This is a genomic window from Bacillus sp. FF-1, assembly GCF_028548245.1.
Classification (GTDB): Bacteria; Bacillota; Bacilli; order Bacillales; family Bacillaceae_G; genus Bacillus_A; species Bacillus_A paranthracis.
In genome coordinates, this window is the sequence record NZ_JAQQGG010000003.1 from 576,629 (window position 1) to 590,861 (window position 14,233).

The following is a 14,233-nucleotide window of genomic DNA, read 5'->3' on the forward strand; positions in this document are numbered from 1 at the left end:
TTATAGAAAACCTTATACCTTTCACTCCTCACTTTCCTTCCAATATTTCCACAACTAAGTCAATCTTAGCCTACTCATAATTTTTTTGTCAACTATATTACGTATAAAACTTTAAATATCTGAATTTCCTTATATGTGGCTTTTTCTACAAAAAAAGAGGCCTTCTTTCATAGAAAGCCTCTTTTCTCTATTTTTCTACAGCAACTTCTTGCTTTTGAAACAATGAAATGACATATCCAATTACAATACCTACTAGAGCAGGAACGAACCAACCAATCCCAACACTATATAATGGAATTTTATTTAAAATTGGTGTTAATGCTGCAATCTCAAGATTTGCATTGTGTAATCCATCAAAGAAGCTAATCATGAATGCTCCTACAATACCACCTACATACATGACTAAAGGAAGACGAATATAGTTTTCAACCAGTGATAATATAATTAGCACGATACCAATTGGGTAAATTGCGATTAAGATTGGTAATGCTAATGCATTTAACTGAGTTAAACCAAGATTCGCTACCATAAATGCTAATACACAGAAAATGAAAACAACTTTTTGATAAGAAAGCTTCGGTAATAAAGAAGAGAAATATTCTCCGCAAGCTGCGACAATCCCTACTGAAGTTGTTAAACATGCTGCTGAAATTGCGATTCCTAATAATAAAGTTCCGTAACTACCGAATAAATGATTTACAACGTTTGTTAAAATAATTCCGCCGTTTGCTCCCATTCCAAGAGAGACACTAGAAGCTCCGAGATAAGCAAGCGCTAAGTAAACAAGTAGTAAACCAAGTGCTGCAATAAATCCTGCAAAAATTGTTACTTTTGCAATGCTATTTTTATTTGTAATACCTTTTCCTTTTAAAGCATGAATAACAACATTTCCGAAAACAAGTGCTGCAAGTCCATCTAAAGTTAAATATCCGTCAATAAAACCTTTAAAGAGCGGAGCACTATATGCTTCTGTCGGTGCACCAAATTCTCCAATCGGTGTAATAAGTGCTTTCACTACAATAATTGTAATAACAGCTAATAAAATCGGAGTTAATACTTTACCGATGCGGCCCACTAATTTTGATGGGTTTAAAGCTAAATAAAAAGTTACAGCAAAGAAAATAAATGTAAAGATAACAAGCGGGTACGATTGACCAGCTATCTCACTTGGTAAGAACGGTGCAACACTCATTTCATAAGCAACTGTTCCTGTACGCGGCACGCTTACGAATACACCTAAACATAAATAAATTGCAGTAATAAAAACTAGTGCGAATATAGGGTGTACACGCCCTGCTAACTCATTAATATCTCCCTTAAGGGCTATAACGATAACTCCTAATAAAGGCAACCCAACGCCTGTTACGATAAAACCAAACAATGCGATCCATACATCTGTTCCAGCGCCTTGTCCTAATGCTGGTGGAAAAATCATATTACCTGCACCGAAAAATAGTGCAAATAACATTAAACTTATTGCAAACATCTCAGAAAACTTTAAAGATGATTTCATTTCTACTAACCTCCTAATTTAATTTAACAAAATATTCTGAATTAAAATCCGTCATATATCCTCTTTCAAGCATACTTCCCCGTAAAAGAACGCAAAAAACACCCGTCCCTAACAAAGGGACGAGTGTTGAAATCGTGGTTCCACCCTTATTCTAATAAAATGAATTTATAACGAAATAAGCTCATTTTATAGCTCGTGTAAATTGATAACGGTTTTATCCGCCAAGAATTACAATGCATTATGCATGCAGTTCACTCTTGAAGTTTAGAGGTGGTAAGTTCGTCTTTCCGTATTAGGAAGCTCACAGCCTAAGGCTTCCCTCTCTGAGAATCGTAAAAAACAACTCATGTCCTCATCATTACTTTTATAAAATATCTTGTCGAAACTTGTTGTTTTTTATTATATGGGCTATTTTTTAAAAAATCAATAGTTTTATTTTTTCTGACAAAAAAATATAGGGAGAAAATTTTTCCTCCCTATAACTGCCCTATTAAAATTTCTAACTCTTCAGCTGTAACGCTCCGCCACTTTCCAACTTCAAGCTCATTTAGCTCTATATTCATAATGCGTACTCGCTTTAACTTTGTTACAGTAAACCCGAAAGCTCGACTCATTCTACGAATTTGTCTGTTCATTCCTTGCGTTAAAACGATGCGAAATGTAGACTGATCCACTCTCGTCACTTTACATGGCTTCGTCATTCCATCTTTAATCTTTACACCGCTGGACATCTCATCAATAAACCAATCCGTAAAAGGTTTATCGACTGTGACAACATATTCCTTCTCGTGCTCATGATCACCATGTAAAATTTGATTCGCAATCGCACCGTCATTCGTTAATAAAATAAGGCCTTCTGACGCTTTATCTAATCGTCCAACTGGAAAGATTCGCTCTGGGTAATTGATATAATCAATAATATTATCTTCAATATGATCAGCTGCTGTACAAGTAATGCCAACTGGCTTATGAAAGGCTATATACACCTTTTCTTTCTCTTCCTTTACAATAACCCGTCCATTAATCGTTACTACATCATCATCACTTACAATTGCACCGTGCGTACATATTTCGCCGTTAATCGCTACGCGCCCGGCTTTAATAAGGCGATCTGTTTCGCGTCTTGAGCAAGAATTTGCTTCGCTTATATATTGGTTGATTTTCATAACTTATTCCTTTTCATATATATTAAAAGCGTCAATCTATGGCAATATTACTCTGCCACGATTGACGCTCGTTTACTTCGCAAAAACAACTAAATAAATAACCCCAATCACCAAAAATATTCCGCAACAAGCTAACAATACTTTTGCAAGTTTGTCCATAAACATATAATGGTTTCCCCTTTGTTTCGTTGTTTTCTATTTTAATTCGACAACTGTTACGCCCAGGCCTCCCTCGCCCATGTCACCGTAACGGAATGTTTTTACACCGCGATGTTTCTTCAAGTAATCTTGTACACCTTGGCGAAGCGCTCCTGTTCCTTTACCGTGAATAATTGATACGCGAGGATAGCTTGCAAGCTGGGCATCGTCTAAGTATTTCTCGACGCGCGCCATTGCATTTTCAAATCGTTCACCACGAAGGTCAAGTTCTAATGAAACATGATAGTCTCTACCTTTTACTGTTGCCACTGCTTTTTTCTCTGTTTGCTTTGGTGTGTTAATGTATTCCATGTTAGATTCTTTTACTTTCATCTTCAGAATACCGATTTGTACGCTCCACTCTGTATCACTTACTTTTTCAAGCAATTGACCTTTTTGACCGAACGTTAATACTTTTACTTCATCACCTGCGCGTAACTGTTGTTTCGGCGCAGTATTTTTCACGTTTACTTTTTGTTTCTTCACAAGCTCTGGTGCTGCGCCTTCTAGACGGCTCTTCGCTTCAATTAGCTCGTGATCTTTCACGTTTGCAAGCTGTGCTTTACGCAATTGACGAAGTTCTTGAATAATGCCTTCTGCTTCTTTCTTTGCAGCTTCGACTTTTTCTTCCCCTTCTTTTTGCGCTTTTAATAATCGTTCATCACGCTCTTCGTTAAATTCAATAATTTGACGTTGTAATTCACGATGCAGTTTTTCAGATTGCTTGCGAAGTGCTTCTGCTTCGTTCCAGTCACGCTCTGCATTTTTTTGACTTTCTTCTAACTTCGCAATCATATTTTCAATTTTATTTGTATCTGTACTAATGTGGTTACGAGCTTGATCAATGACGCGATCAGATAATCCAAGACGTTTCGAAATTTCAAAGGCATTACTACGTCCTGGTACACCGATTAATAATTTATACGTTGGGCTTAATGTATTTACATCGAACTCAACACTCGCATTAATAACTTGCTCACGGTTATATCCGTATGCTTTTAATTCTGGGTAATGCGTCGTAGCAACAACGCGAGCACCGCGATTACATACTTCATCTAAAATTGAAATGGCAAGTGCAGCCCCTTCTTGCGGGTCTGTTCCAGCACCTAATTCATCGAATAAAACTAAGCTTTCAAAATCAGCTTTTTCTAAAATATCAACAATGTTCACCATATGTGAGGAGAACGTACTTAAACTTTGTTCAATCGATTGCTCATCACCGATATCAGCAAATATATTTTTAAATACACAAATCTCTGACTCATCCATTACTGGAATGTGAAGACCAGATTGCGCCATTAATACACAAATACCAACTGTTTTCAGCGTAACTGTTTTACCACCTGTATTCGGTCCTGTAATAACAATTGTCGTGAAATCTTTACCTAACATAATGTTATTTGGCACGATAATTTCTGGATCAATGAGTGGATGGCGCGCTTGTCTTAAATCCATATAACGCTCATTGTTTACGATTGGTTTTGTTGCTTTAATTCGCTTCGCATAGAAAGCTTTCGCAAAAATGAAGTCAAGATTTGCAACTACTTCTACGTTTGATAAAACGATATCGGCTTCTACTGCCACTTCTTCTGTTAACATCAATAAGATGCGTTCGATTTCTTGTTTTTCTTTCACACGTGCTTCTTGGAGCGCGTTATTTAATTCTACAATGACTTGCGGTTCAATAAATAACGTTTGTCCAGAAGCTGATTGATCATGAACAATACCGCCATATACGCCGCGGTATTCTTGTTTTACTGGGATTACGTAACGTTCATTACGAATCGTTACAATCGAGTCAGACAACATCTTTTGCGCGTTTGAAGAACGCGTCATGTTTTCTAACTTTTCACGAATACGGCTTTCCGCAGTACGAATTTGAGTACGAATACCACGCAGTTTATCACTTGCGCTATCGACTACTTCACCGCCATCACCGATGCAATTTGTAATTTTCTTTTCTAAATCATATAAAGATACAATTTGAGCGACATGAGTTTCTAAAATCGGAAGCTCGACACCATTATCAACCATATCTTCAATGAAACGTTTCATATTGCGACTACCATACATCGTATTTGCAATATCAAGTAATTCATTTGGACTTAACATACTTCCAATTTTTGCACGCTTCACATTAGAGCGAATATCCGTAATACCACCTAATGGCGCACTACCTTTTAAACGAATGACTTTCGCTGCTTCATCCGTTGTATCTTGCATCTCTACAATTTCTTCAAAATCAGTGCTCGGCACTAAATGCTTCACTTTGTCACGACCAAGTGAAGATGCTGTATGTTCAAGTAATTGTTCTTTTACTTTATTATATTCTAATACACGCAACGTTCTTTCTAACATGTTGCAGGTCCCCCTTGTGTTACTTATTACGTTTAATATAGTCTAATAAACGTTCAATATCCCACGTGTTAATCACGTTATCTTTTTGAATCCAACCTTTACGTGCTGCCGCTACACCTGTTTCCATATCTTCTAACATTTCAAGTGTATGAGCATCCGTGTTAATCGCTACTTTTACACCGGCATCTTGTGCTTGTTTTAATAATTTCGCGCTTAAATCTAGACGGTTTGGATTCGCATTTAATTCTAAAACTGTATTTGTTTCTTTTGCGAGTTCGATTAATAAGTCTGTATCTACATCATAACCTTCACGGCGTCCAAGGAGACGTCCTGTCGGATGGGCAATCATTGTGACATGCTTATTCTCTAGTGCAGCACGAAGACGTTTCATAATCGTTTCACGGTCTTGTGAGAAGCTAGAGTGAATTGCTCCAATGACATAATCTAGTTCTGCTAATACTTCATCATCAAAATCAAGCGAGGCATCCGGTAAAATGTCCATTTCAATTCCGCGTAAAATTGTAATGTCTGGATACTTTTCATTCATACGTTCAATTTCTTTCGCTTGTTCACGAAGGCGCTCTTTCGTTAAACCGTTCGCTACTTTCAAGTATTGTGAGTGATCCGTAATTGCCATAAACTTATATCCACGAGCACGGCACGCTTGTACCATCTCTTCAATAGAAAAAGCACCGTCACTCCATGTTGTATGCATATGTAAATCACCTTGTATGTCAGAGAACTGAATTAAGTTTGGATACTCTTTAATTAATTCAATTTCTTTTCCATCTTCACGAACTTCTGGCGGGATAAATGGAAGACCGAAATGAGCAAAGAATTCTTCTTCCGTCTCAAATGTTTTCACTTCCCCTGTTTCCAAGTTCTCTACACCGTACTCACTAATTTTCTCGCCTTTATCTTTTGCGATTTGACGCATTTTTACGTTATGGTCTTTGGATCCTGTGAAATGGTGAAGAGTTGTAATAAACTCTTCTGGTTTTACTAAGCGAAAATCAATTGAAATATCATATTCATATTGAAGACGAACAGAAACTTTCGTATCCCCGCTCGCGATTACTTCAATCATATTATCAAATTGTAGTAAATGCTCACGTACTGCAGCTGGTTCTGTCGTTGCAATAATAAAGTCTAAATCTTTTACTGTTTCACGAACACGGCGCAAACTACCAGCGCGAGAGAAACGAATTACCTCAGCAATATTCGACAATTTCTCCTCTATTTCCCCGGCAATAGGCAATACCATCGCGATTGGTAAACGCTCTGGACGAGATCCTACTTGATCGATTGCTTCTAATATTTTCTCTTCTGTTTTTTTGCCGAAACCAGCTAAAGCTTGTACTTTATTTTCCTCACAAACCGCTTTTAGCGATTCCATATCAACAACACCAAGTTCTTTATATAACTTAGCTACCTTTTTACCACCTAGGCCTGGCAATTTTAATAACGGTAATAAGCTACTTGGCACTTCTTGTTCAAGCTCTTGTAATACTTCAGATGTTCCCGACTCTATATATTCTTGAATAACTGCTGCTGTTCCTTTTCCAATGCCCGGAATCTTCGTGAAATCTTCAATCTCAGAAAGACTACGATCATCACTTTCTAATGCTGCTGCCGCTTTACGAAATGCAGATATTTTAAATGGATTCGCGCCCTTTAGTTCCATAAAAAGCCCGATTGTCTCTAATAATTTGATAACTTGTTTTTTATTTACTTTCATCATTGTCCCGCCTTTCTTTCATAGAAAAAAACTTCTCTTTCCGAAAAAAGAGAAGTTATACTCTGCTACCTGTCTGCCATAGTTCCTTCACCTTTTCAGAGAGAATCGGTGTATCGTCTACAATTATTTTGCTAATTGATGATTGTTGTAATGGTGTTTGTAATTGTTCAATCGGAAGAATGTTTCCAATGATAATTAAGACAAACAAAATAATATATACTTCTAAAAATCCGAGGAGTGCCCCCGCAAACGCATTTACTTGCTTTAAAACCGGTATTTCTGCAAACATATTTAACAAATTACCAAGTAATGAAAGTGCAATTTTTGTGATAATAAACAATATGATAAACGCAAGCGCTTGATAAAATACTGTCTCAATATTATTTGCATCAATCCATTCTGGAACAGATACATTTTTATCAAATGGATACGGAATAAATTTCGCAAGTGCTGGCGCTAAATCTTTACAGTACCAGTATGCAACAAGGTATGCGATAATAAAGCTTGTTAACTTTACAAGTTGCAGAATAAACCCTCTGCGTAAGCCGAGGAAAAATCCCATAACAAGCAGTAAAATGATAATAATATCAATCATGTTATTCCATTCCTTTTTTTGTCATACTTTCTTTCAATTTCTCATGTTCTTCTTTTAATTTTATGTAATCGTGTATGACGTTTACCGCCGTCAATACCGCTAGTCTACTCGTGTCAAGCGAAGGATTCTTGGCATTGAGTTCGCGCATTTTATCATCCACAATCGCTGCTACCATGCGGATATGACTTGTACTTTCATCGCCAACAACTGAATATTGCTGACCATAGATTTCTACATTAATTCGACTTTTCTTTCCCTTTTGTTGTGACAACTCACCGGCCTCCAATCACGTACAGAATCCTAAAGTTTATCATACCATGAACCTTCATAATATGGAAACAGAAAGAACAATCCGATATGATAAAAATAACAATATAAAAAAAGGGGTGACCATTATGTCAAATTCTATCGTAATTCAAACAAATTCTACAGTAATTGAAGACATGAAACAACAATATAAACATTCGCTTAGCCCGAAAACTCCACAAGGCGGAATCTTCATGGCAAAAGTGCCATCTTGCACAATCACAGCGTATAAATCTGGAAAAGTAATGTTCCAAGGTGGACGTGCTGAAGCAGAAGCTTCTCGTTGGCAAACTGTCTCTCAAACACCGAAAACAGCTGTAAAAAGATCTGTTGATTCACACCGTTATGCACCGCCTGCTTCCATCGGTACAATGTCGATCGTAGGGTCAGATGAAGTGGGGACTGGTGATTTCTTCGGACCGATGACAGTCGTTGCTGTATATGTGGATGCGAAGCAAATTCCACTACTAAAAGAACTTGGTGTAAAAGACTCTAAAAACTTAAATGACGAACAAATTACTGCCATTGCAAAACAACTTCTACACGTTGTTCCTTACAGCTCTCTCGTTCTTCATAACGAAAAATATAACGAGCTATTTGATAAAGGAAACAACCAAGGTAAACTAAAAGCTTTGCTACATAATAAAGCTATTACAAACTTATTAGCTAAAATGGCACCTATAAAACCTGAAGGCGTCTTAATCGACCAATTCACACAGCCTGATACATACTACAAATATTTAGCAAAACAAAAACAGGTACAACGTGAAAATGTTTACTTCGCAACGAAAGGCGAAAGCGTCCATTTAGCAGTAGCCGCCGCCTCCATTTTAGCTCGTTACTCATTCGTAAAACAATTTAACGAACTAAGCAAAAAAGCTGGTATGCCCCTTCCAAAAGGTGCAGGTAAACAAGTTGATATCGCCGCCGCTAAATTAATTCAAAAGCTTGGTAAAGAACGATTACCTGAGTTTGTGAAACTGCATTTTGCTAATACGGAAAAGGCGTTTCGCTTACTAAAATAGTATCGACAAAAACAGGAGCCTACAAACTCCTGTTTTTTGTTTCATCCTACTATTATCCTTATAGTTTTGTTATAATTATAATATACAGATTATTCTAACATAGGAGGGGATCCCTATTGCTACTTCTACAAATGATTCTAAATATTTTACTAGGTAATCCACACGAAAGACAGTTCGAAATTAGGGAAAACATTCATCTACTAAGCGAACAACGAGAGTTCAACGATTTAATAGAGCGCTATGGCCGATCTTTCTTATTAAACTTTCGGATCCGCAGGTTTATCGGGAAACACGATGCTCGCTCGTTAATACATAATCCAGCAAAACTACAACACTTCTGTGAGGAACTTGAATGTATGATTAGAAAAAGGCGGTCTTTCATATGAACGCTGTAAAAGTTAAAAAGGTACTTTATGCATTCGTACACATCGTAGGTCCTCTTTCTTATCTCACTATTTCTACCATTTGGGGCGCTTTTTTCACTACTAAATCTACATTTGAAAATATATCTGATAATCTTGGCGTGATGGCCATCTATTACGTGTTCATGAGTTTACTGTGGTTTTTCTATTTCGATCGATTAGACAAAGATGTAGATAACATTACAAAAGAGATTCATGATAAAAAGATGTAACACATAAAAAGGAGAGTCGCCAAGACTCTCCTTTTTATGTTAGCTTTGTTTCTGCTTCTTATTAGATGAAGGTACTTTATGAGAACCTGTTTCATGTGTCGTCGTTCCTTGTCCTTCTACTTCTGGAGAACCGAGGCCCGATCTTGAATGATCTTTTTTCACTTTTTTACTCATTTATATTCACCCCTTCGCGTTACTTTTTGCTACGAGGCAGTAAACTATACAAAATAAAAAGCGAGAGGAAATCCTCTCGCTTTTTTCATATTTTAGAATTCAGAAGAACCTGGAGTTCTTGGGAATGGAATTACGTCACGGATGTTAGCCATGCCAGTGATGTACATTAGGAAGCGCTCGAAACCTAGACCGAATCCAGCGTGTTTTGTACCGCCGTATTTTCTAAGTTCTAAGTACCACCAGTAGTCCTCTTCTTTCATGCCTAATTCTTTAATTCTATCTACTAAAACGTCCATTCTTTCTTCACGTTGACTTCCGCCGATTAATTCGCCGATGCCAGGAACTAGAAGGTCAGTAGCAGCTACTGTTTTACCGTCATCATTTAAGCGCATGTAGAATGCTTTAATGTCTTTCGGATAGTCAGTTACGAATACAGGGCGTTTGAAGATTTCTTCTGATAAGTATCTTTCATGCTCTGTTTGTAAGTCAATACCCCATTCTACTGGGTATTTGAAGTCAGCACCTGATTCTTGAAGTACTTTAATTGCTTCTGTATAAGTGATGCGACCGAAGTCAGAGTTAATTACGTTGTTCATACGCTCTAGAACTGTTTTATCAACGAAGCTGTTGAAGAATTCCATTTCTTCTGGTGCATGCTCTAATACGTATTTCATTGCATATTTCAGCATATCTTCTGTAAGGTTCATTACGTCACCTAGTTCAGCGAATGCAATCTCAGGCTCAACCATCCAGAACTCAGCAGCGTGGCGAGTTGTGTTTGAGTTTTCTGCACGGAATGTAGGTCCGAATGTGTATACATCACGGAATGCTAATGCATAAGCTTCAGCGTTCAGCTGTCCACTTACTGTTAAGTTTGTTTCTTTGCCGAAGAAGTCTTTTGATTCATCAACTTGTCCGTCTTCGCCTTTTGGTACGTTGTTTAAATCTTGCGTTGTTACGCGGAACATTTCGCCCGCACCTTCTGTATCACTACCAGTAATGATTGGTGTGTGAACATGTACGAATCCACGCTCTTGGAAGAATTGGTGAATCGCAAATGCTGCGATAGAACGTACGCGGAACGTTGCAGAGAATGCATTTGTTCTTGGACGTAAGTGAGCAATTGTACGTAAGTATTCAAACGTATGACGTTTCTTTTGAAGTGGGTAATCAGAATCTGATAAGCCCTCAATATCAATTTTTTCTGCTTTAATTTCAAATGGTTGTTTCGCTCCAGGCGTTACAATTACTTTACCTTCTACTTTAACTGAAGAGCTAAGTGGAAGCTTTGCAATTTCTTTGAAGTTATCTAATTCTGTATCGAAAACGATTTGAACGCTTTTGAAAAAGCTACCGTCGTTTAATTCGATGAAACCAAATGCTTTTGAATCACGTAAGTTACGAATCCACCCTGATACTTGTACTGTTTGACCTGCGTATTTATCTGTATCTCTATACAGACTTTTTACTAATGTGTTTTCCATAGTGAAATTCTCCTTTGCTGATATATTTAAATACAAAAAAACCTTTCATCCATAAAGGGACGAAAGGTTAAACTTCGCGGTACCACCCAATTTGTCATAAAGACCAACTTTAACTCGTATGTAATACATACTTCCCGGTTTGTAACAGGCCGGATTCCCGTCTAAGTCTACTCTTGAATACAAGATTCAATTTCGGTTAGCAACTCCAAGGTGTTCTTCACATATACCGCCTCATCAGGCTCTCACCGTCCCTGACTCGCTTTGGATTATAGTATATACTACTTTTCCTTATCATCGTCTTTCATTTTGTTAAACTAAAATTAATGTACTACATTCGAGAGAAAGATGCAAGATGTCGGAAAATATATCAGCGATTTTTGTAATATATCGATCGTAACTCCAAATATATCGGCGATTTTTATAATATATCGATCGTAACTCCAAATATATCGGCGATTTTTATAATATATCGATCGTAACTCCAAATATATCGGCGATTTTTATAATATATCGACCGTAACTCCAAATATATCGGCGATTTTTGTAATATATCGACTTACCGACATTTTCCGACAACCAATCCACTAAAAAAATTGCCGGAATAGATCCGGCAATTTCTTATTATTTACGTAACTCCGCACCAAATTTCTCTTCTACCGCTGTTAACACGCGGTTATGTGCTTCTGTTACTTCTTCGTCTGTTAACGTACGCTCTGCATCGAAGTAGTTCATAGAGAATGCAAGTGATTTCTTGCCTTCTTCCATTTTTTCACCTTCGTATAAGTCAAATAGCGTTACGTCTTTCAGAAGTTCTCCACCAGCTTCAGCAATAACTTGCTTCATTTCGCCAGCTTTTGTTTCTTTCGTTACGACAACAGCCATGTCACGTGTCATAGATGGGAAACGTGGAATTGCTGAGTAGTAAGTTTCTTCAGCGTCTGCACCGAATACTTTTACAAGAGATAGTTCGAATACGAATGTATTTTTCACATCTAATTGTTTTTCTGCTTCTGGGTGCAATTGACCGATGAAACCAATTACTTCGCCTTCTAATACGATGTCAGCTGTACGACCTGGGTGCATACCTTCACGTTTTGCTGGTGCATATGTGATTTGGTTTGAAACGCCAAGTACGTCAAATAGACCTTCTAGTACACCTTTCACAACGAAGAAGTCTACTACTTTTTTCTCACCTTGCCATGCATGGTGAAGAGCAAGCCCTGTCATAACACCTGCAAGATGTTGTTCTTCTTTCGGAAGTTCTCCTTCTTCTGTCGGTAAGAAGATAGAACCTACTTCGTATAAAGCAACGCTATCGTTTTTACGAGCGACATTGTATGAAACTGCTTCTAACAATTGTGGCACTAAGCTTAAACGAAGTTGGCTACGTTCTTCACTCATTGGAAGTGCAAGAGCTACAGGCGCTTTTTCGTTTGGCTCCACCATATATTGTTTCGCTTTGTCAGCGCTTGTTAATGAATACGTAATTGCTTCATATAAACCAGCACCTTCTAAGAAGCGACGTACTTTACGACGTTTCGTTTGCGCTGCTGTTAATTTACCACGAGTCATTGTTCCAGAAGGTAATGTAACTGGAATGTGGTCATAACCGTATAGACGGCCCACTTCTTCTACTAAGTCTTCTGAAATTGTAATATCAGGACGACGTGCTGGTACATTCACGTGGAATGTTCCTTCTACTTCTGTGAATGGGAATTTCAAGTTTGTGAATATTGTACCCATTTCACTCGCAGAAATATTTGTGCCTAATACTCGGTTTACTTTTTCAGCAGTAACAGATACTGTACGCTCCTGTACTTGTAAGTTGTCAGCTTCTACTACTCCTTCAAGTGCTTCACCGCCAGCGTATTTTGCCATTAAAGCAGCTGCATGTTGAATTGCTTCAAATGTACGTGTTGGGTCGATTCCTTTTTCGAAACGTGCACTTGATTCACTGCGAAGACCTAAGTCTTTTGATGTACGGCGCACTGTTTGACCTGCAAAGTATGCAGACTCAATTAGAACGTTTACTGTTTCATTTGTAACTTCTGAATCCGCTCCGCCCATTACACCAGCAACTGCTAACGCTTTTGTGCCGTTTGTAATAACAAGGTGGTGGCTTTGTAACGTACGTTCTTGATCATCTAACGTTTCAATTTTTTCGCCTTCTTTTGCAAGACGAACAACGATTTCTTTTGAACCTAATTTATCGTAATCGAATGCATGTAACGGTTGACCGTATTCCATTAGAATGTAGTTTGTAATATCAACTACGTTGCTAATCGGACGAATGCCAGCTGCCATAAGGCGAGTTTGCATCCACATTGGTGATGGACCAATTTTTACGTTCTTCACCATTTTTGCAATGTATAATGGATTTTCTTCTTTCGCTTCTACACTTACAGAAATGTAATCGGCAGTTTTTTCTGCTGTTTCTTGTAAGTCGATAGCTGGAAGTTTTACTTCACGGCCGTAAATAGCAGCTACTTCATATGCAACACCTAACATGTTTAAGCAATCTGCACGGTTTGGTGTTAAACCAAGCTCAAGTACTTCATCATGTAAGTTTAAAATTTCAAGTGCATCTGCACCAACTTCAGCGTCACTTGGGAAGATGAAGATACCATCTGCGTATTCTTTTGAAACTAACTTTCCATCAATGCCAAGCTCTTGAAGAGCACAAACCATACCGTGAGAAGCTTCACCACGTAGTTTTGCTTTTTTAATTTTGAAATTACCAGGAAGTACAGCGCCAACTTTTGCAACTGGTACTTTTAAACCTTTTGCAATGTTAGCAGCACCACAAATAATTTGAACTGGTTCTTCTTCGCCGATGTCAATTAAGCATTTGCTTAACTTATCAGCTTCTGGGTGTTTTTCACATTCTAATACGTGACCAACTACAACACCTTTTACACCTTTATTTAATACTTCAACACCTTCTACTTCAATACCACTTTTCGTGATTTTGTCTGCTAGTTCTTGTGCCGTTACATCTTTAATATCTACATACTCTTGTAACCAACGATATGATACGAACAT

General features: G+C 37.8%; 12 protein-coding genes and 2 other annotated features. Of the genes, 3 read left to right on the top strand and 9 right to left on the bottom strand.

Going from position 1 to position 14,233, the window contains the following annotated elements; all coding sequences use genetic code 11:
* Positions 1–187: 187 nt before the first annotated feature.
* From brnQ6 to zapA, 6 genes are all read right to left on the bottom strand, one after another.
* A complete protein-coding gene (brnQ6, locus tag PQF83_RS13460) occupies positions 188–1,513 on the bottom strand; it encodes a branched-chain amino acid transport system II carrier protein BrnQ6 (RefSeq protein WP_000842647.1) in 1,326 nt (441 codons plus the stop codon).
* A 112-nt stretch (positions 1,514–1,625) separates the two neighbouring features.
* Positions 1,626–1,881 (bottom strand) — a binding site (T-box leader).
* 108 nt (positions 1,882–1,989) lie between these two features.
* Positions 1,990–2,679, bottom strand: a complete 690-nt coding sequence (locus PQF83_RS13465) for a 23S rRNA pseudouridine(2604) synthase RluF (protein WP_000700756.1) — start codon at positions 2,677–2,679, stop codon at positions 1,990–1,992.
* A gap of 195 nt (positions 2,680–2,874) precedes the next feature.
* Positions 2,875–5,235 carry an endonuclease MutS2 gene (locus PQF83_RS13470; RefSeq protein ID WP_000893726.1) on the bottom strand — a complete coding sequence of 787 codons (2,361 nt, stop codon included), beginning with the start codon at positions 5,233–5,235 and terminating at the stop codon, positions 2,875–2,877.
* 19 nt (positions 5,236–5,254) lie between these two features.
* Positions 5,255–6,973: a DNA polymerase/3'-5' exonuclease PolX gene (polX, locus tag PQF83_RS13475; RefSeq protein WP_000867555.1), complete on the bottom strand. Its 1,719-nt coding sequence runs from the start codon at positions 6,971–6,973 to the stop codon at positions 5,255–5,257.
* 55 nt (positions 6,974–7,028) lie between these two features.
* Positions 7,029–7,568, bottom strand: coding sequence for a CvpA family protein (locus PQF83_RS13480; protein WP_000565413.1), 540 nt, complete (start codon positions 7,566–7,568; stop codon positions 7,029–7,031).
* Position 7,569: 1 nt separating this feature from the next.
* Positions 7,570–7,839: a cell division protein ZapA gene (gene zapA / locus PQF83_RS13485; RefSeq protein ID WP_000082701.1), complete on the bottom strand. Its 270-nt coding sequence runs from the start codon at positions 7,837–7,839 to the stop codon at positions 7,570–7,572.
* A gap of 124 nt (positions 7,840–7,963) precedes the next feature.
* Between zapA and rnhC the strand changes: the two genes are divergently transcribed.
* The 3 genes from rnhC to PQF83_RS13500 all read left to right on the top strand — a co-directional run bounded on the left by rnhC (position 7,964) and on the right by PQF83_RS13500 (position 9,533).
* Positions 7,964–8,899, top strand: coding sequence for a ribonuclease HIII (gene rnhC, locus PQF83_RS13490; protein ID WP_000071600.1), 936 nt, complete (start codon positions 7,964–7,966; stop codon positions 8,897–8,899).
* A 116-nt stretch (positions 8,900–9,015) separates the two neighbouring features.
* The gene (locus PQF83_RS13495; RefSeq protein WP_000925552.1) at positions 9,016–9,285 is read left to right on the top strand and encodes a hypothetical protein; all 270 of its coding nucleotides are present in this window, start codon (positions 9,016–9,018) and stop codon (positions 9,283–9,285) included.
* Positions 9,282–9,533: a hypothetical protein gene (locus tag PQF83_RS13500; RefSeq protein WP_000994756.1), complete on the top strand. Its 252-nt coding sequence runs from the start codon at positions 9,282–9,284 to the stop codon at positions 9,531–9,533. Before PQF83_RS13495 ends, PQF83_RS13500 begins: the two co-directional genes overlap by 4 nt.
* 39 nt (positions 9,534–9,572) lie before the next feature.
* On the opposite strand, the gene PQF83_RS13505 is transcribed toward PQF83_RS13500, so the two are convergent.
* The 3 genes from PQF83_RS13505 to pheT all read right to left on the bottom strand — a co-directional run bounded on the left by PQF83_RS13505 (position 9,573) and on the right by pheT (position 14,233).
* On the bottom strand, positions 9,573–9,707 hold the full coding sequence (locus PQF83_RS13505) for a YuzL family protein (RefSeq protein ID WP_000039587.1): 135 nt from the start codon (positions 9,705–9,707) through the stop codon (positions 9,573–9,575).
* A gap of 92 nt (positions 9,708–9,799) precedes the next feature.
* Positions 9,800–11,191, bottom strand: a complete 1,392-nt coding sequence (gene asnS / locus PQF83_RS13510; RefSeq protein ID WP_000432166.1) for an asparagine--tRNA ligase — start codon at positions 11,189–11,191, stop codon at positions 9,800–9,802.
* 52 nt (positions 11,192–11,243) lie between these two features.
* Positions 11,244–11,495: a binding site (T-box leader), on the bottom strand.
* A gap of 317 nt (positions 11,496–11,812) precedes the next feature.
* Positions 11,813–14,233 carry a phenylalanine--tRNA ligase subunit beta gene (gene pheT / locus PQF83_RS13515; RefSeq protein WP_000498166.1) on the bottom strand — a complete coding sequence of 807 codons (2,421 nt, stop codon included), beginning with the start codon at positions 14,231–14,233 and terminating at the stop codon, positions 11,813–11,815.

Bases quoted from the DNA above. Each gene is read 5' to 3' on its own strand.
- PQF83_RS13470 (WP_000893726.1), bottom strand. From the start codon at position 5,235: ATGTTAGAAAGAACGTTGCGTGTATTAGAATATAATAAAGTAAAAGAA.
- polX (WP_000867555.1), bottom strand. From the start codon at position 6,973: ATGAAAGTAAATAAAAAACAAGTTATCAAATTATTAGAGACAATCGGG.
- rnhC (WP_000071600.1), top strand. From the start codon at position 7,964: ATGTCAAATTCTATCGTAATTCAAACAAATTCTACAGTAATTGAAGAC.
- PQF83_RS13480 (WP_000565413.1), bottom strand. From the start codon at position 7,568: ATGATTGATATTATTATCATTTTACTGCTTGTTATGGGATTTTTCCTC.
- pheT (WP_000498166.1), bottom strand. From the start codon at position 14,233: ATGTTCGTATCATATCGTTGGTTACAAGAGTATGTAGATATTAAAGAT.
- PQF83_RS13465 (WP_000700756.1), bottom strand. From the start codon at position 2,679: ATGAAAATCAACCAATATATAAGCGAAGCAAATTCTTGCTCAAGACGC.
- brnQ6 (WP_000842647.1), bottom strand. From the start codon at position 1,513: ATGAAATCATCTTTAAAGTTTTCTGAGATGTTTGCAATAAGTTTAATG.
- asnS (WP_000432166.1), bottom strand. From the start codon at position 11,191: ATGGAAAACACATTAGTAAAAAGTCTGTATAGAGATACAGATAAATAC.
- PQF83_RS13500 (WP_000994756.1), top strand. From the start codon at position 9,282: ATGAACGCTGTAAAAGTTAAAAAGGTACTTTATGCATTCGTACACATC.
- PQF83_RS13505 (WP_000039587.1), bottom strand. From the start codon at position 9,707: ATGAGTAAAAAAGTGAAAAAAGATCATTCAAGATCGGGCCTCGGTTCT.